Source organism: Priestia megaterium (assembly GCF_041941685.1).
GTDB classification, from domain to species: domain Bacteria; phylum Bacillota; class Bacilli; order Bacillales; family Bacillaceae_H; genus Priestia; species Priestia megaterium_C.
Genome location: NZ_CP130958.1, coordinates 2,379,940 through 2,404,873 on the forward strand (window position 1 = coordinate 2,379,940; position 24,934 = coordinate 2,404,873).

The following is a 24,934-nucleotide window of genomic DNA, read 5'->3' on the forward strand; positions in this document are numbered from 1 at the left end:
ACAAACTTGAGAAAAACAGCACATTGATGTGCTGTTTTTCTTTATTGATAGGGAGAAAAGATTGACAAGAGTTTCAAAAAATAGCCCATTATCTCTTTTAAAGTCATTTTGTTTGGAGTATAGTAGAAAAGTAGGATAAAAACATTTATTGACATTAAGTAAGGTGATTTTTCGAATGATAAAAAACAAGTAGGTCAGCTGGTTCAAGATCTGCGAAATCCTTACTAAACGTTGATATAATAAGGTTTTTAGAGGGTAGGTAAATAGTCATGAAGGCTAAAAATTGTCTATAATAAAAAAACTACCTGAACTGTTAAGGCAACTTCCATATTCAAAGGGGGTTGCCTTTTTTGTGTGCAAAGCGAATAAGAAAGGGAGCAAAAGTAACTCAAATAAATCTTAAACAAGCTAAAGAGAAAATTATTAAGATTAAAACTTTAGAAGGCATGGCTCAATCTACTTTAAATCAATACAATTTCATTTTTAACGATTTAATTACATTCTTCGAAACCAGCAAACAGGTTTCTGATATTACCTTGGATGATGCGAGAGATTTTATTAATTGGTTGCTTCATGAAAAGTCTGATACAAGTAGCCGCTTTAAGCAGGTTGCTCGAAAAGGAGTAAAGGCATCTAGCGTTAATAACTACCTTCAAAAGACACGTGCTGCTTTTAATATCTTAAAACGTGAGGGAGTTTTATCAGAGAATGTCTTTAATGAAATTAGAAATGTAAAGTTCCAAAAACATAAGGTTGAAACATTGACGGTAGATGAAATAAAGCGAATTTTTAATGCCTTTAATAAGAGTTATTACGCTCAATATAACTGGAATGATGCTCTATGCTATCGATTGATTAAAGAACAATTCATATTAAATGGTGGTGTATTTAACCCAGAAATAATAAAGGGCAAATATGAGGGGGCTTATGCATATATTTATAACCAACATGGAAGTTTTGAAGAGTTTTTAAATACCTTTGATTTGCAAGATTACGTTGAGATTAATAACACTATATATTCAGATGAACTTGTTTTAGAAAAAATAAATGAAATGCTAAAAGAAAAGGGGCAAGTGCTTATTTCGGCCGACTTTGTTACTTATAAATTAACTAGAATGAGAGATTGGATTATTAAAACACATGGTGGGCTTAAAGAATTTTTTGTGAAATATAATATGGAGGATAAATTTGCTAATATGAAGCATTTAGGCAAGGAATTGTGGTCTTATGGGCTGCAGTTTGAAGAATTAGCAAAAGAAGCTATTGAGCTTTTATTCAATGAGGTTTCTTATAATAAATGGATAGACAATGTTAGACCCGACTTTATTATAAATGAAGATATTTGGATTGATGCTAAATTATCCCCATTTGCTTATTTCACAGACGATACAGTAAAAAAGTATACAGCTAGAAAAGAATGTAGAGAACTTTGGCTATTATATTTAAGAGGTCATAAATTCAACCATGGAAATGAAGACATAAAATTAATTTCTATTGAAGAGTGGTATAATTCTTTAATAAAATTAGGAAGAGCAGATTTAGTTGAGAAGTTTGATGACCTTAGGGACACAGTCTACGAAAAAGAAAAAACTGAAGGGAAAAGAATTAATAAATAATTACAATTATTTATTAATAGTCAAGTTAATATTAAAATAGATGCTCTGCTATCAAAAATAGAGGTAGGTAGGAAAGAAGAAGCTTGAATTAATCCAAAAAGGTAAAGAACTAAATAGTACTATTCAATTCGGTGATTTAGAACGAAGATATAGCGATTTGTACTCTTACGAAATTATTTTGCGAAAAAAAGAGCATCCTTTCGAAGGTGCTTTTATATCTTAATAAGTTCAACTTAAGTTAGTCTTTCAAGGTTAATTTAGGTTGAACTTATTTATTGTGATGAAATGACGACAAATTATTTATTTAAATAACTTAAATAAAAAAGAACAGTAAGTGTTGTGTCACTTGCTGCTCAATATTACCGAAACAATTGACCACCAGGTGAAAATGATGATGTGATGAAGGCGTTAAAAGTGTGGGGTATATAAATATTTAGCAATTATGATATTGTTATTCTTTAATCCAATACGTTATCTAATAAATATAAGTAATAAATTTTTGGGAATTTCATTATTTTTTTGGGGGAATAGGTATATGTCTATGCCTTATTACTGTTTCTACATAGTCTAGACTGTAACCTATTTGAAGGAGAGATAATATGGATAGCACAAGACAAAGTTTTGATAGACATGGAGGCATGGGTGGATCACCTGGCATGGGCGGATCACCTGGTATGGGTGGATTCCCTGGTATAGGCGGATCACCTGGTATGGGTGGATTCCCTGGTATGGGCGGATCACCTGGTATGGGCGGATTCCCTGGTATGGGCGGATCACCTGGTATGGGTGGATTCCCTGGTATGGGCGGATCACCTGGTATGGGTGGATTCCCTGGTATGGGCGGATCACCTGGTATGGGTGGATTCCCTGGTATGGGCGGATCACCTGGTATGGGTGGATTCCCTGGTATGGGCGGATCACCTGGTATGGGTGGATTCCCTGGTATGGGCGGATTCCCTGGTATGGGTGGATTCCCTGGTATGGGTGGATTCCCTGGTATGGGTGGATTCCCTGGTATGGGTGGATTCCCTGGTATGGGTGGATCACCTGGTATGGGTGGATTCCCTGGTATGGGCGGATCACCTGGTATGGGCGGATTCCCTGGTATGGGTGGATTCCCTGGTATGGGTGGATTCCCTGGTATGGGTGGATTCCCTGGTATGGGCTAAAAGCTATAGTTGTTCCACAATAACTAAAAATATAAGCGAACTCCCTTATTGTATCAAAGAGCTCGCTTGTATCATGGGGATAACATTGTTGCTTTTATGAGCACTAACTACTTAAAATAGCCCATATAAGTATACATTTTAAAACGGTTTATCTCTGTCTAAAACTTATGACTTTCTGAACGATATAAATTAAAGGATTCTGATATATTCGTCAGTATATTTATTATTTTAGCTAATAAAAAATAAGCACCTATTAGGTGCTTATTGAATATGAATTATAGTTTGTTTAGCAAGTTGTTGGCTAGGCATTAGTTCTAGGGCATATGCTACATCTTTTAATTCTGGGCTATTAGGTAAATCGTAAGAACCTATAGACTCAAAATATTGAATTTGTTCATCTGTCAAAAGATTAAGTGGAATGCACACATCCACAACGGCTCTAATAATAGTTATACCTAGCTTCTTTGCTAAATATGGTCTATGATTACCTCCATTGCTAACGCAGAAATCACCGTTTGGAAATAATGTTAGATTAATATCCATATGAGAGGAACTAGTTGTTACATATCCGTGATTCTCAATCGATTTAAGAAGACGATTTAACTTTTCTACAGACAAAACATTATCATGAGTCAAGCCTTTTATTCTTGAAACTGGCACCAACATTGAGCCAGCATGATGAATTAAGTAGTTTCTACCATAAATTTCTGTATAGTCATCATAAAATCTCCAGCCTGTGTATTCAATTTTCATAAGAACCTACTTCACGCTTGCCGATGCCTTTTTGATAATTTTTCATACGTGAAGAAGCAGACGATAATTTTGACACAATGTAACCTTGTGGGTCAGCACGCAAGTTATTATTCACAAGGTTCTCAATTTTATCATTTGCGAACATGTTAGCAACTCTTGCTAAATGATCAATTGTATCCATAAGTTCTGGATAGTCATGATAATTAGAAATAGCAGTAGAGTGAATTTCTTGTAAATCATCACGAATCTTTTTTAAGGTTTCAATATCAAATTTGCTCATCAGTATCATCTCCCGTTGTCTTAAATACAATAAATGATATTAAGTTCATTGTGAAATTAGAACATAGTATCTACTTTTAATAATGTCTAGAAAGGTTGGTTGTATAATAATCGATGAATTTTATCAGAAAATATTAGATGGAGAACTCAGTGATGAAGAAATATTACGTATTAGTGAAGGAGATGATGAACCTTTAGCTAGTAATTAACGAGTAATGTTGGTTGAGTATTTAATGAGTTTACAAGGTTTAACCAAGAATGAAGCTTATCAAGTTACTTTTGAATATATCAATTATTAGTTTACATTCTATCAAAAGTGTATGTAAATTAAATGTTGTAATAAAAAGCATCCTTATACGTAGAGATGCTTTTCAAAGTGTATTTGTATTTCCACTTCCTAAAGTAGGCGTCTGAGTAGGTGTTGAACTAGGTGACTGTTGAGAAGAAGTGTTTTGAGAGCCTGTTACTGAACTTGAATTAGGACTTGCATTTGATCCCAAACCTGTTTGTGAATTGGATTCTGTACTTGTAACGGGACACACTTGATTTACATTTCCAAAAATAAAAGTTCCTCCAGAAATGTTACCAATCGTAAGTGAATTGATTTTAGCTACCACACGTTCTCATCCTTTCATTGATGAAGAAATAGAATATATACTAACATATGTTTAGCTTGTCAATTATGTATAGACGGGCTAGAGAAATAGGCGAGGTTATTATTGTTATAACTTCATAAATTGAATTCAGATTTACCTATGTCGGAAAGAATCTTGAAAATTGATTAATATTTAAAAAATTGAGAATAACTAGCCTTTTGTAGAATAAAATAGTCTACACAAAAGGTGGGAATATTAATGGGGAAAAGTAAAAACTGGATGGATGCTTATGTTTCTAAAGTTTCAGGAAAACATTTCGAATTGTTATCGGTTCAAAGTGTCATTGATTCTTTTATTGACATGTTAAATGTAAAATTAAATGAAAACCAACAACCAGAAGTTGAATTTATTAAAGAGGAAAATAAAATTTCATTTCCAGATTGTTCAGTTTTTTTAAAAGTTCAAGGCTCTATATTGAGTTTGAGTAAAGTTTTAAAATCTAACAATCAAGTTGCTGGTGGAATTAAAATTTTCGATACAGGTTTAACTTATCAACTAAAAACTGGTTCAAAGTTGATTGAAGAGGTTGAAACTATACCTGAAGCATTAGATAGGGCACTAAGTTATTTACTTGTAGAGCTGAGGTGAAAGTTAATATTTTTATAAGTTTAAGTCACTCATTTAGAGTGGCTTTTTATTTTGTAGAAGTTAATATGCTGAAACATAAAATCATTATTAAGAATGGAGCTAATATTAATGAATCAAGTACTCTTCGAACAGTTGTTAGAGGGAAATATTGAATATGAAGACGTTCCAGAAGATACGGACATAGAGTTAACTGATGAGCAAAGGCATGAAATGAGATTATGGTTAGTTGGAGTTTATGGTTTTTCGTATGGAGCAGCTAAAAGTTATATTGATTAATGACAGCTAAAAATATTCTTTTAGTAATATATAGAGAAGGATTATTACACTTTTTGTAGAAATTATTAGGTAGAAAGCCGGTGGTTAGAGAATGAAAATTCAATTTGATTTTAAAGTACTAAATGTTGTAGAGGAAAATGGCGTAAAGTCCTACATTGTGCAATGCTCAAGTGAGAATTTCCGACGTGTTATTAAAGCTCAATATGACGGAAGTGTATATATACCAGATTACCATCAACAATTATGGGACATACAATCTCATGAAAGAACAGTTCTTGATATTGGACTAGCAAGCTTTATAATAAAAAATGAGAACCGCACAGTATAGGTAAATTCACATTCGAGCATAATATTAATGGTCAGTACTTCTTTTGCTGACGAATCGTTTTCTCCTTTAACATGTTAAGTGTATAAAAAGCACCCATAGCTTGGGTGTTTTTTATTTTGTGCAAATAATAAAAAGTTGTTGAAAATGATGATTCACAATAAAAGAAAAGCTCTCATACCTTAATGAAGGATTTTTTTTACATGCTGGAACAAAGTAGGTGATTAAATGTTCTATTCTAATTTTTATACTCCTTTTAACTATGCTTTCTATCCTTATTTCATGCCTTCCTTTGGGCGTCCTACTGGATATGTACTGAATTCTAGTGGTGAAGTTGAAAGTTGGTGGGGGAATTATCCACTAGGGTATCCTGCTAAAGCTCCAAAATTTTTGGGTGGGGGACAGACGCCTATTTCAGGACCTGCCATACCTTTTAGTTTCAGGGGTTACTATTGAACTGATTACAAGGGTTACTGCCTTAAAAGGTAAGAAAGATATATACAAAATTAAAGCAGTATTTAAAGTGCCTGGAAGAGATGATATTTAGTTCAGTAAGGAAAGTCGGTCATAAGGTCGGCTTTTTATTTTAGGGAGTTAACAAGTCTAATTTGGTTAAAACAGGGAAAATCATAGGTAACTAAAAGGAGGTGGAGTTATGAATTATGAACAGAAGAATTATTATATTAGTGCAAAAGAAAATGAGTATTATAAGGTATTAAATGTTGTAGATCATATGTTAGAAGAAGCAAAAAGTAATGACAGATACCCTGTATGGGGTGAAAAGCTACGAAATGAATTGAAAGAAAGTGCTGGAAATAACCTTACTCCATGGTATTTTAATATGATAATATCTACACTTTTAGATTATGTACCTGAAGAAGTAAAGAATAAATCTAATGCTAAGTCACTCTGATGAGTGGCTTCTTATTATGTCTATAGTATGGAAATTAAAATATGTGCTAAATAATAAAGGGTAAAAAAGGTAGCTAAACAACATGCCTAAAAAGTCACCTAAGATATGTAACACAGAGAAATGTCGTCAATTAGCTTATGATACATATTGTGACAAGTGCAAAAAAGATACTCATAAAGAGTACAAGGAACAGAGAGTAGATAAGAAAGAGCAAGAGCAAGCCTGTTATTCTAGTAGCCTATGGATTAAATTACGCAATAGGAAGAAGAGGTTAAATCCTTTATGTGAAGTCTGTCTTGAAGGAGGCAGGCTTACTCCTGTTATCACCTTATGGAAATGAAAGAGGATTAGAGTAAACGTTTATTTATTAGTAACTTATAAAGTGTTTGTAAAGCACATCATCATAAGATTCACTTTGGAGTAGATGGTAAGAAATACACGAAGATTAAGAAGGTAAGAGAATCTATGAGAGAATGCTCATCTACAGAAGAGAAAGGAAAAGAATTATTAAAAGTTATAGAAAGTATGATGGTGGATTACATTAATTATAAAGAAAAAGATGCAGAGAATGGGGATGATTCCAAAAGAAAATTATCGAAAAACAAAGAAGAAAAACAATTGAAATTATAACAAAAATAACCTTTTATATGGTATTATTTTCTTATTAAAGGAGCTGTGTGTTGTGAATGAACAATTGAAATCTGAGGAAATTAGCATAGAAATTAAACTTGAGCTTCTAAAGATATGTAATAACGTAATGAACAATAGTTGCAGCCCTAAAGAATTAATCATTGAATTAGAAAAATTAATTAGTCAAATTAGTTTATCAGTTTAATGTAACACTCTATACAGAGAAAAGTTAAGGGGAGAATGTTGTGAAAAAGTTGTTAGTTGGTAGCATTTTGTTGTCTTTGAGTTTAACTATGGGAGCATGTGACCAAGGGGAAGGGAAGAACGCTGAGACTTCTAAGAAAGAAACTGCTGTAAAGCCAGAAAAAAAGACTAATGAAAGAGAATTAAATAAGAAATCTGAATCTCTACAAATTCAAGATGAACAGAAAGATTTACGTGCGTACGCTACAAAAGTTGAAGAAGAAAGAAAGGCTAAGGAATTAGCACAGCAAACAGCAAAAGAAGAAGCGGAAGCTCCAGTTAGTCAAGAAACAATCGATAATTATGAAGCAAATCAAGCTGAAACATGGGCTGAAGAGGCTGAGATCGAGGAACAGTTAAATCAAGAAGAGGAAGAAAAATTGGCTAAAGAGCAAGAAGAATACGAAAAACAAATAATCGCAGAACAAGATGCTAATTTTTCTGATGAAGCAAAAGAGCAAATTCGAAAAGAGATTGATGAGGAAGGATACAGTAAAACTTCATATTACTGTGATCAAGTAATGACTGCTGTGCAAAGGGGTGATATGTCTAAAGATGAGGCTGGAGGTTGTTTGAAATAATTTAATTATAATTTGAAAAAAATAATTGGAATATTTTTCTTTATTCTATTGATAAAAAAACTATCTAAATGTACAATATACTTATAATTATATCATGGAACGTTGTTTTGACAGGGTTTATTGACATTAAGTAAGGTGATTTTTTGAATGATAAAAAACAAGTAGGTCAGCTGATTCAAGATCTGCGAAAGATTGCGGAAATGACAACTGTCGAGTTATCAGAAGGAATTTGTACAGAAGAAGAGCTACATCGATTTGAACAAGGTGAAATTCATGCAAGCAGTGAAGTTCTCTATCATTTATCGAAACGCTTAGGGGTTCCGATGAATTATTTCTTTGAAGCAGGAGAGCTAACGCCAAACGATTATTCAAAAGAAATTAAATCGACCATTAGGCATTATATACGAAAACGCGATTATGAAACCGTGTTACATATGGTGAACAAAGAAAAAGATAATCCTATGTTTCAAGATCCTTTTCACGCACAATTTTTCCTATGGCACGAAGCCATATGTGATTATTATATTGGAAATAAATTTGAACAAGCGCTTCGTAAATTGGAAAAAGCTATTGCGTTCACGCGTACGAGCGAACAGTTTTATTCAGAAAAAGAGATTGCTATTTTAAATAGTATTGCCATTATTTATGAAGAAGAAGGTCATTTAAAAAAAGCGTTCAGTACGTTTATGGAAGGATTGCAGCATATTGCTCTGCTTCCTAAGTTAAAAGATCCTCTTGTCAAAATTCGAATTTTATATGGATTATCGCGTGCGCTTTTGCAAATGGAACGTTATGAAAAGTCGGTTAAATATGCACAAGCAGGACTTGAGCTGTGTATTCAGCATGAGACGCTTTATTTATTAGGAGAACTGCACTATCAAATTGGAGAAGCACTCTGTCAGCTTGGTGAGCTTAAAGAAGGAATAGCCTACCTAGAAAAAGCTATTACTGTTTTTGAAATTGAGCAAAATGAAGCGTTTGTGACCATTATTAAAGAAGAGATGTCTAAATATCAAGAAATAAAAAAGAAGAGCTGATAGCTCTTCTTTTTTTATCTCCAATACACTGGGTGTGGGTAAAATGGACGAGGACGAGGGTAAAAGTAAGGGGGATGGTAAAAAATAGGACGAGGATAAGGGTAAGGATAAAATGGACGAGGGCGAGGGTATGGATAATAACCATAAGGGAATCTTTCGTCAGTTTCATGGGGATTCGAATAATAATCATAGCCATGTTGATATTCTTCTAAAGGTTGTTCCGGGTAATATTGATAATTCACTCTTTTCACCGCCTAAGTTTTTATGCTTTTTACTGTATTCATTATAGAAAGAATTGGAGTATGTACCCATCAAATTTTTAATTTGAAAAAGGCGGGAGACAAGGAGTATTTTGAAAATAAAAACAAATTAGCTTTCCTTCTCGTTTTCTGGTAAGTTATCAGCATCGGGAAGGTTGGGAAGTTCAAAGCTTTTAATAAAAGAAGCGTAAGCAATCGTGTCTTTAATAGGATTTACATAAGATAATGGTTGACCTCGGTAGCTGAAATTAAATGTAATCCAAGCAAAATCTTTATTATTGTTGGAAATCAGTTTCGCATTATGTATAAAAGCAGATGCGGCAATCATCGCATCCGGGCCTTTAATTTTTTTATTGGATTCTATTTTGGCTTTTCTGCGAATTTGAGCCGCTAGCTGTGCAATTTCACTTGTAACGTCTACAATTTTATCTGTCATATCGTAAATATAATGATTTTTTACTGCTTTGACTTGAGGATTTGTTTCTACTTCCCAATGCGACAGAAGTTCCATTTGTACAACGGTAGGCATTAAAAATTCCGCATTATTTGAAATAAGTTCATTAATATATTCCACAACTTCTGGATAATTAAGCGCATGTGAAGCCCAAATGTTTGTATCAATGATTACTTTTTCACCCAACACAAATCGTTCACTCCTCTCTACTAGCCATTCGTACCAGTTCTTCTAACCCAAAAGGCGAGTAAAGAGCCCCAGATTCTGAAAGCTGATTGCTTAATAGAAGCTTTTCATATTTAGTTAATCTAGTTTTTGCAGATTTTATGAGCTTTTCTTGTGTATCATTTAATGTTTTATCTTTTTTATCATACGTGCGTAGAACTTTATTTTGAGGTTTGTATTTAAGATTTTTCTTCTGTATAGGGGGTGAGGAAGGTGATTGTGGTGAGGGTTGGGTGTAAATTTTTCCATTTATTTTTAGTTTAAAGTGCTTCTGAACCTCCTTGCTGTATGTTCCTTTTTGGTCATCTACCAAGCGCTGTGCTTTCATGATATCCCTGCCTTTTATATAAATTTATATAGTATATGTGATGAAGTTTTCTCTTACTATTCCTTTTATATAAAAAGATTAAAAAATTAGCTTCCGGGAGTTATTAAATTAACTAATGTTTGACTGGTGGGTGATAATCTCAGCGAATACCGGACAAAGCTTTAAAAACATGATATCGTGTAAGAGAATAAATCAGTATAGGTTAGAGAAGGAACTACAAAAAAGGGGATGCAAAATGAAAACAGAAAAACAAAAAATGCTGGATGGAGAATTATATCTTTCCGCTGATCCGCAATTAATGAAAGAACGTGAAAACGCTCGAAGATTAACAAGGCTTTATAACCAAACAACAGAAACGGAAGAAGAAATACGTACAAACTTATTAAAAGAACTGTTTGGGTCTACGGGGAATTCTGTTTGCATAGAGCCTACTTTCCGCTGTGACTACGGTTCTAACATTCATGTTGGAGAAAATTTTTATGCTAACTTTGATTGCGTACTTTTAGATGTATGTGAAATAAGAATAGGAGATAATTGTTTTCTTGCACCAGGTGTACATATCTATACAGCAATTCATCCTTTGCATGCTCTTGAAAGAATTTCAGGAGCTGAGTTTGGAAAACGCGTAGAAATAGGAAATAACGTCTGGATTGGGGGAAGAGCCGTTATTAATCCTGGAGTGAAAATAGGCAACAATGCGGTAATTGCTTCGGGTGCCGTTGTGACAAAAAATGTTCCTGATAACGTGGTAGTCGGAGGCAATCCTGCAGTTATAATCAAGCATATTGAAAATTAAAGAATAAACAAAGAGCTTTTACAATTCAAAAGCTCTTTGTTTATACGATGTTTTATTGCCGATTTGGCTCGTCCTCATTTATAATGTTTTGGTTAAATGTAAAAATATACATATTTCCTTCCGAGATCATCCATACTTTATTGACAAAGGAAAATTAATCATGGTATATTATCTTTAATTAAAGATATTTAAATTAAAGATAAATGATGAATGATAAACTAGACGATTTATCCGGAGGAATGTAGAATGAACCACTTAAAAGGAATACACCACGTAACGGCTATTACAAGCAGTGCAGAAAAGAATTATGAATTTTTCACATATGTGTTAGGCATGCGCTTAGTTAAAAAAACGGTCAATCAAGATGATATTCAAACGTATCATTTGTTTTTTGCAGATGATAAAGGCAGCGCCGGAACGGACATGACTTTTTTTGATTTTCCTGGCATTCCAAAAGGTTTTCACGGAACAAATGAAATTTCAAAAACATCTTTCCGCGTTCCAAATGATGAGGCTTTAGACTATTGGGTAAAGCGCTTTGATCGCTTAGAAGTAAAGCATACGGGGATTCAAGAGCTATTTGGGAAAAAGACGCTTTCGTTTGTTGATTTTGATGATCAGCAGTATCAGTTAATTTCCGATGAAGGAAATCAAGGAGTTGAATCAGGTACTCCTTGGCAAAAAGGCCCTGTCCCTCTTCAATACGCTATTACGGGACTCGGGCCTATCTTTATTCGTATTGCTGAGTTTAATTACTTTAAAGAAATGATGGAAAAAGTCCTTTTATTTAAAGAGATTGCTCAAGAAGGAGATCTTCACCTATTTGAAGTGGGAGAAGGAGGAAACGGTGCGCAAGTAGTAGTCGAACACAATGAAAAACTTCCGCAGGCTCAGCAAGGTTTTGGAACGGTTCATCACGTTGCTTTTCGCGTAGAAAATCGACAGGCTCTTGAAGAGTGGATTAACCGAATGCCAAGCTTTGGTTTCCATACGTCTGGTTATGTGAATCGTCACTTCTTTGAATCGTTGTATGCAAGAGTAGCCCCACAAATTTTATTTGAATTTGCGACAGATGGACCAGGATTTATGGGAGATGAACCTTACGAAACGCTCGGAGAAAAATTATCACTGCCTCCGTTTTTAGAGCCAAAACGTGCAGAAATTGAGAAGCTCGTGCGTCCGATTGATACAGTAAGAAGTACAAAAGAGTTTGTGAAAGAATAGTATACAAAAAACACTCAAATAGCTATTTGAGTGTTTTTTGCTGTTTCAAAGATGAATCAGCTTTCAAAACGCTAAAAAAGAACGTGTTTTTGATATTTTCCACTTTTATATATACCTGTCGCGAATGTTTACTTAAAAACTGCCAATGTTCTACAAGGAAGGAGTAGGAGTGGGCTGTGCATAGCCTTCTTTATATTTTTCATCGATGTCTTTGCGGATATCTTTTATTGATTTGCCTCGGTTATAGTCGAGCATAGCTTTAGCTGCAATTTCTATACACAATCCGCATTTGGTTCCATGATCATCCCAGACAACTGCTCCATTTCTTTTGTTTTTAAAAATAAAGCAGTCATAGCTATTTTTGTGATTCACTTCCATGCCACATCCGCAGTAGCAAGGGATTTTTTCAAGTAGTTCACGATTTTTAGCAACGGATAGATAAACTAGTTTCATATCTTTAGACTGGTTCTTCAAAAACTGTGGTAAAACATCTGCTCCCGGAGTCTCTTCGCGAATATCAGCAACTGCAGCTTTGTGATGTTCATGACCTGAATGTGCAGAAGAGTTTGTGGCAGAAGAAGTTGTTGTATTGTTTGAACAAGCGGATAATCCAATACTTGTAGCGAGAATCCCCAACAAAATAATTGATTTTTTCAATACAATTAACATCCTTTCATGTGAAAATAAATGATAGTTGCATCATACACGGCAGTTTATCTATGTAGATAATCAAATACCTGCTTGTTTGTATTTAATTCTCTATAAGTATGCAAAGCGGTTATCGTGTATGATAGAGATGGACGAGGAAAAAATATGAAGCATGAATTTATCATAAGGTACGTTTTGTAAGTAATTGGATAGAAGGAGAAAGTGAACGGAGGGTAAACAGTAGTGAGTGAACAAAATCAACGTCTTTTTGAATATATTTTAGAGAGTTCAGCCTCTATCAGTGAAGAATGGCTGCGCCAAAGAAGTAATATTAAAGGATCGATTTACTCAAAGGACGCAGACGCTTCAGTTGAGAAAAAGCTGCGCGAGCAGCATCTTTATACGATCGAAACAATTGCGAGCGGCTTTCTTGACGATCAAGAGATTTTTAAACAACGTATGGTGAAATGGACGACGGAAGTAGTAAACAGCAGAATTAAATTTGATACGCCGATTTACGAGGTAGTAGAAGCGCTAAGCAAAACAAGAAAAATTATTTGGACGTATGTCAAAACATATAGTCTGATACATTCATCTATTACAAAAGAAGATATACTGTCTTGGAGTGAAGTTTATCATACAACATTTGATAAACTCATTAATGAATTCTCCGAACAGTATTATAAAATCACAAGGCAAAAAATAAGTCTTCAGCAAGAGCTAATCGACGAAACGAGTTTTCCTGTCATTCCAATTGTAGATCACATCGCGGTCTTGCCTTTGGTAGGGCTTATTGATGAAATCAAAGGTGATTCTATTATCGAGGTTGTTCCAAAAAGGTGTGCAGAAAAACATATAAGGCATCTAGTCATTGACTTATCGGGTGTAAATTATGTAGATACGTATGTCGCTCACAAATTTTTTGATTTGATTAACATTTTGCAGCTGCTAGGCATCCATGCGATTATGTCAGGAGTGAGTCCTGACATGGCTCAGACGGCTGTTAATGTAGGAATTAGTTTTAATAAAATTGAAACGTTTGGGCATTTAAAACAAGCTCTGTCTTCGCTTGGTGTAAAGAAAAAAGAAGAATAAAGTATAGAAATGCTAAATCGAAACGGAACTGAGACCTTTACTTTCAGTTCCGTTTCTTTTTGTTTTTCTATATTCTGCTGCATTCAAAATCTTGTAAGCATGCCTTACAAACTCCTTTTCACATGGGGACAAATGGAAGATACTAAGGAACAAATAAACGGCGGTTTTCTATGCCAAACGTCTCGTTTAGCTCAAGAATGGAGGTGTAAAGAGAAGAATAAGAGAAGTACATAATGAGATAGTTAAAGTCTTAGATAAGTACTGATAAGCCGTGTGATTAAGGAGGAGTTCTATGAAAATAATTTATCTTCTTTGCTTGCTTCCGTTTGTAGGAATATTAGGTTTATTGCCTTTTGTTAACAAAGTAACGCCGTTTATTTTAGGGATGCCTTTTTTTCTCTTTTGGATTGTTATGTGGGTAATCCTTACGTCTTTTATTATGGGTATTGTGTACAAGCTCGATCCTGCTGTTAAAGGAGGAGATAAATAATGAATCCCGCTTTGATTATTATTTTTGGTTTTTTACTTTTAGCTATTTATCTTGGAATTCGAGCTACGCGGGGCAAAAAAATGGATTTAGAACAGTGGAGCGTAGGCGGCAGAGGTTTTGGAACTGTTTTTATCTTCTTTTTAATGGCGGGTGAAATCTATACTACTTTTACGTTTCTAGGAGGAAGCGCGTGGGCATATGGAAAAGGAGGGCCAGCGTTTTATATTTTAGCCTACATTTCTTTAGCGTACGTGTTAGGGTATTGGATTGGTCCGCAAATATGGCGGTATGCGAAGCAGCATAAGCTTATGTCTCAGCCGGATTTTTTTGTTTCAAAATACAACAGCCCGTTTCTCGGCATCGTTGTTTCTTGCGCAGGTGTGCTGGCAATTGTTCCTTATATTATTTTACAGTTCAAAGGCTTAGGTATTATTGTATCTGAAGCTTCTTATGGCTCTATCTCTTCAACCGCAGCCATTTGGATTGGAGCCATATCATTAACGGTTTACTTAATGATATCAGGCATACATGGTTCCGCGTGGACGGCTATTGTTAAAGATATTATGATTTTTATTGTTGTCTTATTTTTAGGAATATATATGCCGTTTCATTACTACGGAGGCTTACAGCCGATGTTTGAGGCTGTGCATCAAGCAAATCCAACGTTTCTTACTCTTCCCAAGACAGGTCTAAGTATTTCGTGGTTTATTTCTACAGTCATGCTGACCGTATTAGGATTTTACATGTGGCCGCATACGTTTAATGCAACGTATTCAGCTGAAAACGAGAATGTATTTCGAAAGAATTCTATTATAAGCCCTATTTATACGTTAATGCTGCTTTTTGTCTTTTTTGTAGGGTTTACTGCTCTTATGCAGGTACCTGGACTACAAGGCGCAGAAGCGGACTTGTCACTGCTTCATCTTTCCATTCAAACATTTGATCCGTGGATTGTCGGCTTTATTGGGGCAGCTGGTTTATTAACAGCACTTGTTCCTGGATCGATGCTTTTGATGGCAGCTTCTACGTCACTATCTAAAAACGTTTATGGCGTTCTTGTTCCTTCAGCGACGGGCAAACAAATTTCGATACTGGCTAAATGCTTCGTACCGGCCATTGCGCTTGTTTCAGTCTATTTTACACTTCATGGAGGGAATACGATTGTAACGCTTTTACTAATGGGCTACAGCATTGTGACGCAGCTGTTTCCTGCTTTTATTTTTAGTTTAATGAAAAACAATATCGTGACTAAATACGGGGCATGTGCAGGTATTGTTGCCGGCATTGCGTCTGTGATGTATATAACGATTACTGAAACAACGCTTGGCACGTTGTTTCCTGCGTTGCCACAAATCATTAAAGATACAAATGTCGGCGTTATTTCTTTATTTATTAATTTAGTTGTATTAATGGTGGTCAGTTTAGCAACGAAAAAAATCGCCGCACAGCCGCATTTTGAAAGCGGGGCAGTAGATGGAAAACAAATTTTGTGAAAATCTTTTTCCAATTGCGTTTTAAGAACATCATGAAGGGTATAAAAGTAGTGCATCACCAAAATGTTCAATATGGCTGCAAGATATAAGCAGCCTTCTCGATAAAATGTAACGATTGCGTTGTTTTTAAACATAGGTAACGAGTGTGAAAAGCAACAAGACGTATGCCACAAGCGGTGTACGTCTTTTCTATGAAAGATATTTACCTAAAAAAGGAGATGATAACATGACATCTGAAAAAGCATTTGAGCAAAAGAAAGATCTTTTAATGAATCAAATTATTGAATCGGGTTACTTTAAAACAGAAGACGGGAGACATTTGTACGAATTGAATTTAAGTGAACTAGAACAAACGCATCAAGATCTTCAAAACCAAAAGGTAAGAGAAGCATAATTGAAATCTCCCAGATTATTAGAAATTCAGCTGATTTCGTATACGTGTGTAAACACCAGCTGTTCAGTTTGTTCCTCCGCGGCTTTTTTTGCTTGAAAGCAGGCACTTTTCTTTTTCTTCCGGTGCGTTTACAGCCTCGCTGTTTCCAATCATACTCCTCAAACATATAACTCAACACTTAAGAAATATGCGAATAAAAACAAAAAAAGCGCAGAAGCTGCGCTTTTTTTGTTGAGTTAAAAACGAGTGGAAGCCGCTGTTCTTTTAGGTTTGCTCATTGCTTTTTTTAATACTTCAGAAAAATAGGGCTCTCCGCTAGGATTTTGCTGTCTGAGCAAGTCAATGGTTCCTTTCACGTCATCCATAGCTCTGTGAGCGTGCTCTCTCTCAATATTATGATGATCGAGGAGCGTTGTTAGTTTTTTATTAGGAAAGCCGTACTCTTTCCATTTGACAGCACGCATAGAGCAGTGCCATTTTTGGTTAAATAAAGATGGATACCGTTTTAAAAGAAAACTGCGATCGAAAGAAGCATTATGAGCGATGATAGCCGAAACGCTAGTTAACAGCGTTTCCACTTTTTTATCGTCTAATGTTTTATTTTTGACCATCTCATTTGTAATTCCCGTTAAGTTTGTAATATACGGGAAAATGGGAGTTGAAGGCATATTAAATTCTTCATATTCTTCTACAATGTCGATTATTTCTCCGGTAGAGGAATCATAAGAAACAACAGCAATTGCTAGTTCAATAATATCGCATGTTTGAGCACTTAATCCCGTTGTTTCAACATCTAAAACGGCTGCTAATTTCACTTGTTCAGTTGACAACTGGTCGCCCTCCCTTTCTATTTATCATTCTATTAGCTTATCATTTTTCAACAGAAAACGTTAGTAAAAAAGATGAGGGAGCACGTACATGGATTTATTTTATACGCCCACGTGGAAAAGGAATTTACTTTTTTAAAGGAGATGACGATAGGAAAGGAGAATAGTAATATTTACTCATCTAAATTAAGTCTTCATTGAAAATAATGAAATGAAGGAAGAAGGGGATCGTTATCATGCAATTGCTGTATATGGTACTTTTTCTTGTCTTAATTTTTTGGGGAATTACATCTTTTATTCATTACAGGAATCAAACTATTAAAGTTCGTTTGAACAAGCATTATACGAATGCAGTAGAATGGATTGAAGCTGTTAAACAAGAGCTGGAAAAGCAAGGGAAATCCGTGAGTTATGAAGGGGATTTCTTGTTTAAAATTGATGAAAAACCTTATGAAATCGCAGCGCGTAATATGTCTATTTGGAGCATGTCGCTCTATCATATCTTGCTGCAGCATCAAAAAGAACATTCTTAAATTTACTTGCATACAGAAATTATCACTTCTCGTCTATTGAGAAGTGATTTTTTTATCTTTCTGTATCCATAATGGGAAATTTTTTGTTTTTATATAATAGTAATACGAAAAAGGTGGTTCTAATTTCCTAAAAAATACGCTTCATATATTTTTAGTTTTGGTTATCGATTTGGTATAGAATTTGCATATGTAAGAAGGGTTTATCAGACATTTTAATTGTCAGTCAAAGAAAACTAGTTACATACTATAAAACTATTTTACATTATCTACTAGAATTAAAAAATTTTAATAATATAGTAAAATGTAGTTGACCTTCCTAGTTTTAGAATATAAAATAAATCTTGCTAATAGTTTGAAAATTCTAAAATGGAGGGGTTTACTTGAAAAGCTGGAAAAAGATTTTGGGGACATCTTTTCTTGCCACAACTGTTACATTAAGCGGAGTGGGACCAGTACTTATGAATGGAAGTACTGCTTCAGCTAAAACCGCACAATCGGAGGAACTTCCAAGTTCACCAATTGATATGAATACAGTACCGGAAGAAAGATTGGCTAACGCACTGAAAAACCAAGGAGTTATTTCTCAAAGTGCAACACCGCAAGAAGTGAAGAAAGCCGTTACTTCTTACATAAACAAAAAAGATGCACATAAAGAGAGCATGAAGGGACATAAAGCTAGCAAAATTGATTTGAAAGCGAAAGAAATGCAAACAAAACAAAAAGAAAAGTTTCAACGAGGCGAATTTGCTAGTATTAAGTCTCAAGGAAACAATTCGGGGAACGGGGTAAACGTTAAACCTGCAGCTCAGGCCAAATATAACGGAAAAGTGAGAAAAGATAAAGTTCTTGTTCTTTTAGTTGAATACGCAGACTTTAAGCACAACAATGTCGTTCAAGAACCTGGTTACATGTATGCAAAAGATTTTAACCGAAATCACTATCAGCAATTAATGTTTGGAAAGAAAGACTTTACGCTATTTAACGGAAAGAAAATTAAAACGTTTAAACAATATTATGAAGAACAGTCTGGAGGTAGTTACACAGTAGATGGAACGGTTTCTGACTGGTTAACTGTACCTGGAAACGCAAAAGAATACGGAGCAGATAATCCCGCGGGAGGAAACGATAATGCGCCTGGATCTAAAGGGCCTCGTAATCTTGTAAAAGAAGCGCTTGCTGCAGCAGCAAAAAGCGGCATTAACCTTTCAGATTATGATCAGTTCGATCAATATGATATCGATGGAGACGGCAACCGCAATGAGCCTGACGGCATAGTGGACCACTTAATGGTCATTCATGCTGGAACTGGGCAAGAAGCAGGTGGAGGTAAACTAGGAAACGATGCTATCTGGTCTCATCGCTCTACTTTGGGACAAGTGTATAAAGTTCCTGGAACAAACATGGCTGCTTATGATTATACAATTGAACCAGAAGACGGAGCAGTTGGCGTTTTTGCTCATGAATTTGGCCATGATTTAGGTTTGCCGGATGAGTATGATACACAGTATACGGGTCAAGGTGAGCCGGTAGGCGTTTGGTCAATTATGAGCGGAGGGAGCTGGGCTGGTGAAGTAGCTGGAACAGAACCGACAAGTTTCTCCCCGCAAAATAAAGAGTTTTTTCAAGCAAATATGGGTGGAAACTGGGCAAATATTCAACAAATCGACAGCAAAAACATTACAAAATCCGGATCTGTGAGCGTGGTTGATCAAAGCGTGACAAAATCTAAACGACCGGGTATTGTGAAGATTAATTTACCTAAAAAAGCTGTTCAAGGGATTAAGCCTGAGTTTGGAAGCAATTACTACTACAGTAAACGCGGAGACGATCTGCATACGACAATGACGACGCCTGAGTTTGATTTAACAACGGCCAAAACAGCGACGTTCAATTATAAGGCGTTCTATGAAGTAGAGGCAGAATACGATTATTTATATGTAAATGCGATTCTTCCTGACGGTTCAAAAGTTCTGTTAGATACAATTGGTGATAAAGCGAATAATGCAGACGGTTCTGCTGAAACTTCCGGCGGAAAATGGGAAGATAAAAGCTATGACTTAACGAAGGTTTTAGGTAAAAAAATCAAGCTTCAATTTGAATACGTAACAGACGGAGGACTTGCTCTTCAAGGATTTGCGCTTGATAATGCCAGTTTAGTGGTAGATGGAAAAACGGTATTTACGGATGATGCTGAAGGAGCGCCAAAAGTAACGTTAGATGGATTTGAAAAGACAAATGGCATCAGCTATAAAGACAACTATTATTACCTTGAGTGGAGAAACTATGCAGGCAGCGATAAAGCACTTCAATTCGCGCGCGGTGCCAAATATAATACAGGCATGCTGCTTTGGTACGCAGATGAAAGCTATCTTGATAACTGGGTAGGACAACATCCAGGTGAAGGATTCCTTGGTGTAGTTGATTCACATGCTCATAAAGTTCTTTACTTTAATGTCAATGGTATTAGCACTACAGCAAATTCAAGCCGATATCAAATTGCAGATGCGGCGTTCTCATTTGATAAATCACCTGCTTGGTCATATTCTCATAAAACGTGGGGAACTATTTCATCTAAAGAATCAAATGGAGTTACAAGTTTCAACGACAAAAAATCGTATTTAGATGAAAGAATTAAAGATGCGGGCCGCTTACTTCCTCAAAACGGATTAAAATTAGACGTAATTGGTGAAGCAAAAGACAATTCAGCTGGTACTGTATGGATTCATAAGTAAAATTAGACGTATTCAAAAAAGATCTGAAGAGCGTACTCTTCGGATCTTTTTTTATGTTAGAAAATCAAAATAAACTATGAGCTAAATAATCAAAGTATTTAATGCCGTTTAAAAAATAAAATAAAGGGAATTTTCAACAGTGAATAATTGTTATTATGTCATGAAATTCATCCATATAATCAATACTAATAGGTAAAGAAAATATTGAAAAGGAGTTCTAACTATGAGCTATCGTATCGAAAGAGATTCAATTGGAGAAATCAAAGTGGCAGAAGATAAACTATGGGGAGCGCAAACGCAAAGAAGTAAAGAAAATTTTCCAATAGGGATTGAAAAAATACCGATTGAAGTAATACGCGCTTTTGCGGTTTTGAAGAAAAGTGCGGCTATTAGTAATCATAAACTAGGCAAACTATCAGCACGGAAATCGGAAGCCATCGTACAAGCTGCTAACGAAATTATTGAAGGGAAATGGAATGAACATTTTCCTTTAGTGGTATGGCAGACAGGAAGCGGAACGCAATCAAACATGAATGTAAATGAAGTGATTTCCCACCGAGGAAACCAGCTAATAAATGGCGACGAAACGCTCCATCCAAATGATGATGTGAATATGTCACAAAGTTCTAACGATACTTTTCCTACAGCTCTTCATATTGCAGCTGTACTAGAAGTCGAAGATCAATTATTGCCTGCTCTAAAAACATTAAAAGAAACGTTCGCTGCGAAGCAAGAGCAGTTTAAAGATATTATTAAAATAGGCAGAACCCATTTACAAGATGCTACACCGCTAACACTAGGACAAGAAATTAGCGGATGGCATCATATGCTCGAAAAGAATGAAGAAATGATTAAACAAAGCGTAGAGTATATGAAGGAGCTAGCTATTGGCGGTACAGCTGTTGGGACGGGGATAAATGCACATCCTGACTTCGGCGATGAAGTAGCGAAAGAAATCAGCAGCACGCTTGGAAAAACATTTATCTCAGCACCTAATAAATTTCATGCATTAACAAGTCACGATCAAGTGGTTTATGCCCACGGTGCACTCAAAGCCTTAGCAGCTGACTTAATGAAAATCGCCAATGACGTACGCTGGCTGGCAAGCGGTCCTCGGAGCGGACTAGGCGAAATTACGATTCCTGCTAACGAACCAGGAAGTTCTATTATGCCTGGAAAAGTAAATCCAACTCAAAGTGAAGCTCTAACAATGGTTTCTGCACAAGTGCTTGGGAATGACGTGACGATTGGCATTGCGGCTAGTCAAGGAAACTTTGAATTAAATGTATTTAAGCCGGTTATTATTTATAATTTTTTACAATCAGTCAGATTGCTGACAGATTCCATGCAGGCTTTTAATGATAAATGCGCAGTAGGAATTGAACCCAACAAAGAAAAGATTCAGCATAATCTAGAAAATTCTCTTATGCTTGTAACAGCGTTAAATCCGCACATAGGTTATGAAAATGCGGCTAAAATCGCCAAGCTGGCTCATCAGGAAGGAACGACTTTAAAAGAAGCAGCGGTGAAAACAGGCCTTCTGACAGAAGAACAATTTGAGCAATGGGTAAATCCTGCTAATATGATTCATCCATCAAAATAAAACAAGAAGCCAAGCATTCTGAGCTGCTTGGCTTCTTGTTTTTTAATAAAATAAACATTGTTCTAAATAAACATATAAAAAGAAACTGCGGATTAAAAGAAATTTTACACTACCTTATACTAGATTCAAGTACATACGATTAGGGTATTTACATTTTTATAAAGGAGGGATTCAAGTGACGTACGAAGTGAAGTTTTATTTTGGAAATGAAAAATCAATCAGTACATTGATTGAATCAGAAAATGTAAAAGAGCTTGAGGAGTCTATTATTCATACGCAAGGATGGTATCGTTATTATGACAAAAAACACGAAGCTTATTTAGCTATTCAAATGAGCAACGTTTTACACATCGTTATAAAAGAATATCAGGATCCGGAAAAGACAGGGGTTTTGAAAGATTCGTCGTATACATAAGGAAGCTAGCAAAAGAGGTGAAAACTATGCAAAGGCGACATTCAAATAATCCTATTATTCTCGACGTTTCTCATCATCAAGGAATCATTAATTGGAAAAAAATAAAAAACACCTCAGTAAAAGGGGTGTATATAAAGTTAACAGAAGGCGGAACTTTTGTAGACCCTAGATCCTATGAAAATTATATAGGTGCTAAAAATGCGGGCTTGAGAGTAGGGTTTTATCATTATGCTCACTGTACAAATAGTCCGGAAAAAGAGGCTGCTTTTTTTATTGCTCAGCTTGGACAAATGAAACTAGACCTTCCGCCGTGTTTGGATCTAGAAGAAGATAAGAAAAAGTCCAAAGAATTTGTTTCTCGCTTTGCCGTAAGCTGGCTCGAGCATGTTCACAAAACAACAGGGATTAAGCCTATCGTATATACGAATTATCATTTTGCTAAAACTTTTTTTGCAAACGAAATAAGTAAGTATCCTTTGTGGGTAGCAAGATATAGTGCAGCCAACAGACAAGGCGGTATGCAGCACCCTGGTGAGCTAAGTCAGTGGCAGCGATGGGCAATGTTTCAGTATACGGATTCTGGCAGAGTAAAAGGAATTTCTACAAATGTGGATATAAATGAAATGGACTGCTCATTTTTTAAAGAAGTCACAACAAATCTCTCTATGACGAATAATACAAAAGGCCCCTTTGTGTATTCCAAAGGTGATAGAGGGTTAGGAGTCAAACAAATTCAACAAAACTTACTTGCGCTAGGTTTTTCTCTTCCGAAGTTTGGAGCAGACGGTTTCTATGGAGATGAATTAATCACTGCAGTGAAAAAATTCCAGAATCGTTATGGCCTTTTTCCAGATGGGATAGCAGGAGCGGACACACTGCCGCGTCTTGTTAAAGAAGTGAATAATCTGAATAATCTGGTTTGAGAGATTACCTGAGGGGGAAAAGTTACTGTAAGATTCAAAAAGGTACAAGGAAGGAGCTATTATGAGAAAACGAAAACAAAAAGCATTGATATCAGGTATTACGCTATCAACGGTAGGAGTCGGCATTACGTCTTATATATTAAGCGATGCTGCGAAACGGAGAAAAGTAAAAGGACTTGTTCGAAGTGCCAAAGTAAAACTTTCAAGCTTATCTAAAAAACAGCAGGTAAATGCTAGCCTAAATAAAGATGCACATTCAGATCCTACGTACGTTTCTGAAAGCAATATGATTTCAGAAGGACCTATGTATCAAGATCAGCATAGATAATAAAAAACTAGTCTTGCCTCGGGCGGGACTAGTTTTTTTATTAATTTTATAAATAGTAGCGCTTATTCATGTTACACTCTCTATATAAGGGAACTATTTTACGCATATTTACAAGTAAAGGAGGAATAGAAGGAGTGATTAGTAGCGGATTATTTGTTAACTTATGTATTTTTTCGTTTTTTGTCAGTATTATGATTGCGATACGAATATTTTTGTTACAGCGTCTAGCCCATAAATACAAATGGATGAGTGGTATTTATGCAAGTATTGTTTCTGCTATTCTTATGGTATATAGCGTTACGTATCAACAGATTACATATGATTTACGTTTTCTTCCTCTTATTTTGACCGTTCTATACTTTGGTTATAGAGCCGGTGCAGTTGCAGGTATCACTATGGCTGTGTGTAGTATCTATTTAGAAAGTCATTGGTTACTGACTATCTTAATTTTAATCTTTACCTTTTTGTTTTCCCTTCCTCTTATTCGATATAGAAAGCGGTTTTCTTTATTAAAACAATCTCTTCTTTGTTTCTTTATTCATTTTATCGTTCATGTCTTACTGACAAATTATTTCTGGAATACACCTATTCAGTTGCCGTTTTATAGCGAAATAGAATATTTAGTGTTCGGAATTCTCGGACTGGGAGTAGCCGTAGCGACGATAGAATTTTATCGTAAATTTTACGCTGTAGCAGAAGAAGCTGCTTATGCTGGATCAGATTCATGTAAGGATGAAGAAGATTCTTTTTTTGTCAGAATAATAAAAAAAGAACTAGAATATACAAAAGAACAGTTGGAGTCTTTTATTAATCATCACATGGATGCGGTTATTATAACTGATTTAGAAGGGCTAATCTTGCGAGTTAATGAAGCTTATGAAAAAGTATATGGCTGGAAATCCCATGAAGTCATTGGGAAAAAATATTACGATATAGCAGGAGCTTTTAGTAAGGATGTACATGAGAATATAAAAAAGACTGTTGCTGAAAAAGAGGCAATCAATCGAGTAGAAGTTGTAAGAGCTCGTAAAGATGGAAGTTTAGTAGACCTTCGCATCACCATTTCTCCAATTTTAATGGGAAAGATGAGTTGATAGGTT

30 protein-coding genes are annotated in these 24,934 nt (G+C 35.4%); 23 read left to right on the forward strand and 7 right to left on the reverse strand.

The window, feature by feature from the left end; genetic code table 11:
• The first annotated feature begins 350 nt into the window (after positions 1 to 350).
• Positions 351 to 1,616 (forward strand): phage integrase SAM-like domain-containing protein, encoded by a 1,266-nt coding sequence (locus tag Q5794_RS12265; RefSeq protein WP_374989139.1) that lies wholly within the window; start codon positions 351 to 353, stop codon positions 1,614 to 1,616.
• Positions 1,617 to 2,215: 599 nt separating this feature from the next.
• The gene (locus Q5794_RS12270) at positions 2,216 to 2,785 is read left to right on the forward strand and encodes a hypothetical protein (protein ID WP_374989140.1); all 570 of its coding nucleotides are present in this window, start codon (positions 2,216 to 2,218) and stop codon (positions 2,783 to 2,785) included.
• A gap of 261 nt (positions 2,786 to 3,046) precedes the next feature.
• Here Q5794_RS12270 and Q5794_RS12275 read toward each other — a convergent pair whose 3' ends face one another.
• The 3 genes from Q5794_RS12275 to Q5794_RS12285 all read right to left on the reverse strand — a co-directional run bounded on the left by Q5794_RS12275 (position 3,047) and on the right by Q5794_RS12285 (position 4,434).
• Positions 3,047 to 3,538, reverse strand: coding sequence for a hypothetical protein (locus Q5794_RS12275; RefSeq protein ID WP_043982406.1), 492 nt, complete (start codon positions 3,536 to 3,538; stop codon positions 3,047 to 3,049).
• On the reverse strand, positions 3,528 to 3,818 hold the full coding sequence (locus Q5794_RS12280; RefSeq protein ID WP_374989141.1) for a hypothetical protein: 291 nt from the start codon (positions 3,816 to 3,818) through the stop codon (positions 3,528 to 3,530). Before Q5794_RS12280 ends, Q5794_RS12275 begins: the two co-directional genes overlap by 11 nt.
• A 370-nt stretch (positions 3,819 to 4,188) precedes the next feature.
• On the reverse strand, positions 4,189 to 4,434 hold the full coding sequence (locus Q5794_RS12285; RefSeq protein ID WP_013083108.1) for a hypothetical protein: 246 nt from the start codon (positions 4,432 to 4,434) through the stop codon (positions 4,189 to 4,191).
• A gap of 237 nt (positions 4,435 to 4,671) precedes the next feature.
• Here Q5794_RS12285 and Q5794_RS12290 point away from each other — a divergent pair, with 237 nt between their 5' ends.
• From Q5794_RS12290 to Q5794_RS12325, 8 genes are all read left to right on the forward strand, one after another.
• Complete coding sequence (locus Q5794_RS12290; RefSeq protein ID WP_013083109.1) at positions 4,672 to 5,061, forward strand: hypothetical protein; 390 nt, start codon at positions 4,672 to 4,674, stop codon at positions 5,059 to 5,061.
• A gap of 108 nt (positions 5,062 to 5,169) precedes the next feature.
• Positions 5,170 to 5,337, forward strand: coding sequence for a hypothetical protein (locus Q5794_RS12295; protein WP_170943798.1), 168 nt, complete (start codon positions 5,170 to 5,172; stop codon positions 5,335 to 5,337).
• A 91-nt stretch (positions 5,338 to 5,428) separates the two neighbouring features.
• Entirely contained in the window at positions 5,429 to 5,665 is a 237-nt protein-coding gene (locus Q5794_RS12300; protein WP_016764066.1) for a hypothetical protein, read from the forward strand.
• 652 nt (positions 5,666 to 6,317) lie between these two features.
• Positions 6,318 to 6,575, forward strand: a complete 258-nt coding sequence (locus tag Q5794_RS12305; protein WP_192993043.1) for a hypothetical protein — start codon at positions 6,318 to 6,320, stop codon at positions 6,573 to 6,575.
• Between the two features lie 465 nt (positions 6,576 to 7,040).
• Entirely contained in the window at positions 7,041 to 7,205 is a 165-nt protein-coding gene (locus tag Q5794_RS12310) for a hypothetical protein (RefSeq protein WP_164798102.1), read from the forward strand.
• A 52-nt stretch (positions 7,206 to 7,257) separates the two neighbouring features.
• Positions 7,258 to 7,410, forward strand: a complete 153-nt coding sequence (locus tag Q5794_RS12315; protein WP_192993047.1) for a hypothetical protein — start codon at positions 7,258 to 7,260, stop codon at positions 7,408 to 7,410.
• A 40-nt stretch (positions 7,411 to 7,450) separates the two neighbouring features.
• Complete coding sequence (locus Q5794_RS12320) at positions 7,451 to 8,029, forward strand: hypothetical protein (protein WP_374989142.1); 579 nt, start codon at positions 7,451 to 7,453, stop codon at positions 8,027 to 8,029.
• Positions 8,030 to 8,172: 143 nt separating this feature from the next.
• A complete protein-coding gene (locus tag Q5794_RS12325) occupies positions 8,173 to 9,066 on the forward strand; it encodes a helix-turn-helix domain-containing protein (protein ID WP_214988576.1) in 894 nt (297 codons plus the stop codon).
• 369 nt (positions 9,067 to 9,435) lie between these two features.
• Here the strand turns inward: Q5794_RS12325 and Q5794_RS12330 are convergent, their stop codons facing one another.
• Together Q5794_RS12330 and Q5794_RS12335 are read right to left on the reverse strand one after the other, a co-directional pair.
• Positions 9,436 to 9,969: a PIN domain-containing protein gene (locus Q5794_RS12330; RefSeq protein WP_215054666.1), complete on the reverse strand. Its 534-nt coding sequence runs from the start codon at positions 9,967 to 9,969 to the stop codon at positions 9,436 to 9,438.
• A gap of 7 nt (positions 9,970 to 9,976) precedes the next feature.
• Positions 9,977 to 10,333: a hypothetical protein gene (locus Q5794_RS12335; protein ID WP_214988579.1), complete on the reverse strand. Its 357-nt coding sequence runs from the start codon at positions 10,331 to 10,333 to the stop codon at positions 9,977 to 9,979.
• Positions 10,334 to 10,568: 235 nt separating this feature from the next.
• Here Q5794_RS12335 and Q5794_RS12340 point away from each other — a divergent pair, with 235 nt between their 5' ends.
• Complete coding sequence (locus tag Q5794_RS12340; protein WP_374989143.1) at positions 10,569 to 11,129, forward strand: maltose acetyltransferase domain-containing protein; 561 nt, start codon at positions 10,569 to 10,571, stop codon at positions 11,127 to 11,129.
• Between the two features lie 246 nt (positions 11,130 to 11,375).
• Positions 11,376 to 12,353 (forward strand): ring-cleaving dioxygenase, encoded by a 978-nt coding sequence (locus Q5794_RS12345; RefSeq protein WP_013057008.1) that lies wholly within the window; start codon positions 11,376 to 11,378, stop codon positions 12,351 to 12,353.
• Positions 12,354 to 12,503: 150 nt separating this feature from the next.
• Here Q5794_RS12345 and Q5794_RS12350 read toward each other — a convergent pair whose 3' ends face one another.
• Positions 12,504 to 13,010, reverse strand: a complete 507-nt coding sequence (locus Q5794_RS12350) for a PCYCGC motif-containing (lipo)protein (RefSeq protein WP_192993066.1) — start codon at positions 13,008 to 13,010, stop codon at positions 12,504 to 12,506.
• Positions 13,011 to 13,244: 234 nt separating this feature from the next.
• On the opposite strand from Q5794_RS12350, the gene Q5794_RS12355 reads away from it, so the two are divergent.
• The 4 genes from Q5794_RS12355 (at position 13,245) to Q5794_RS12370 (ending at position 16,473) form a co-directional block, all read left to right on the forward strand.
• Positions 13,245 to 14,096, forward strand: a complete 852-nt coding sequence (locus Q5794_RS12355) for an STAS domain-containing protein (protein ID WP_214988582.1) — start codon at positions 13,245 to 13,247, stop codon at positions 14,094 to 14,096.
• A gap of 292 nt (positions 14,097 to 14,388) precedes the next feature.
• On the forward strand, positions 14,389 to 14,586 hold the full coding sequence (locus Q5794_RS12360; protein WP_013083119.1) for a DUF3311 domain-containing protein: 198 nt from the start codon (positions 14,389 to 14,391) through the stop codon (positions 14,584 to 14,586).
• Positions 14,586 to 16,079, forward strand: coding sequence for a sodium:solute symporter (locus tag Q5794_RS12365; RefSeq protein ID WP_374989144.1), 1,494 nt, complete (start codon positions 14,586 to 14,588; stop codon positions 16,077 to 16,079). Before Q5794_RS12360 ends, Q5794_RS12365 begins: the two co-directional genes overlap by 1 nt.
• Before the next feature lie 226 nt (positions 16,080 to 16,305).
• Entirely contained in the window at positions 16,306 to 16,473 is a 168-nt protein-coding gene (locus tag Q5794_RS12370; RefSeq protein ID WP_192993072.1) for a Fur-regulated basic protein FbpA, read from the forward strand.
• A 236-nt stretch (positions 16,474 to 16,709) separates the two neighbouring features.
• On the opposite strand, the gene Q5794_RS12375 is transcribed toward Q5794_RS12370, so the two are convergent.
• Positions 16,710 to 17,303, reverse strand: a complete 594-nt coding sequence (locus tag Q5794_RS12375; RefSeq protein ID WP_192993074.1) for an exonuclease domain-containing protein — start codon at positions 17,301 to 17,303, stop codon at positions 16,710 to 16,712.
• 233 nt (positions 17,304 to 17,536) lie between these two features.
• Here Q5794_RS12375 and Q5794_RS12380 point away from each other — a divergent pair, with 233 nt between their 5' ends.
• From Q5794_RS12380 to Q5794_RS12410, 7 genes are all read left to right on the forward strand, one after another.
• Positions 17,537 to 17,833, forward strand: a complete 297-nt coding sequence (locus Q5794_RS12380; RefSeq protein ID WP_192993076.1) for a hypothetical protein — start codon at positions 17,537 to 17,539, stop codon at positions 17,831 to 17,833.
• A gap of 380 nt (positions 17,834 to 18,213) precedes the next feature.
• Positions 18,214 to 20,565, forward strand: coding sequence for an immune inhibitor A domain-containing protein (locus Q5794_RS12385; RefSeq protein WP_374989145.1), 2,352 nt, complete (start codon positions 18,214 to 18,216; stop codon positions 20,563 to 20,565).
• A 223-nt stretch (positions 20,566 to 20,788) separates the two neighbouring features.
• Positions 20,789 to 22,168, forward strand: a complete 1,380-nt coding sequence (gene fumC / locus Q5794_RS12390; protein WP_374989146.1) for a class II fumarate hydratase — start codon at positions 20,789 to 20,791, stop codon at positions 22,166 to 22,168.
• 175 nt (positions 22,169 to 22,343) lie between these two features.
• Positions 22,344 to 22,583 carry a hypothetical protein gene (locus Q5794_RS12395; RefSeq protein WP_192993081.1) on the forward strand — a complete coding sequence of 80 codons (240 nt, stop codon included), beginning with the start codon at positions 22,344 to 22,346 and terminating at the stop codon, positions 22,581 to 22,583.
• Between the two features lie 26 nt (positions 22,584 to 22,609).
• The gene (locus tag Q5794_RS12400) at positions 22,610 to 23,506 is read left to right on the forward strand and encodes a GH25 family lysozyme (RefSeq protein WP_214988585.1); all 897 of its coding nucleotides are present in this window, start codon (positions 22,610 to 22,612) and stop codon (positions 23,504 to 23,506) included.
• Between the two features lie 61 nt (positions 23,507 to 23,567).
• Complete coding sequence (locus tag Q5794_RS12405; RefSeq protein ID WP_014460133.1) at positions 23,568 to 23,834, forward strand: hypothetical protein; 267 nt, start codon at positions 23,568 to 23,570, stop codon at positions 23,832 to 23,834.
• Positions 23,835 to 23,968: 134 nt separating this feature from the next.
• On the forward strand, positions 23,969 to 24,928 hold the full coding sequence (locus Q5794_RS12410; RefSeq protein WP_374989147.1) for a PAS domain S-box protein: 960 nt from the start codon (positions 23,969 to 23,971) through the stop codon (positions 24,926 to 24,928).
• Positions 24,929 to 24,934: the final 6 nt, after the last annotated feature.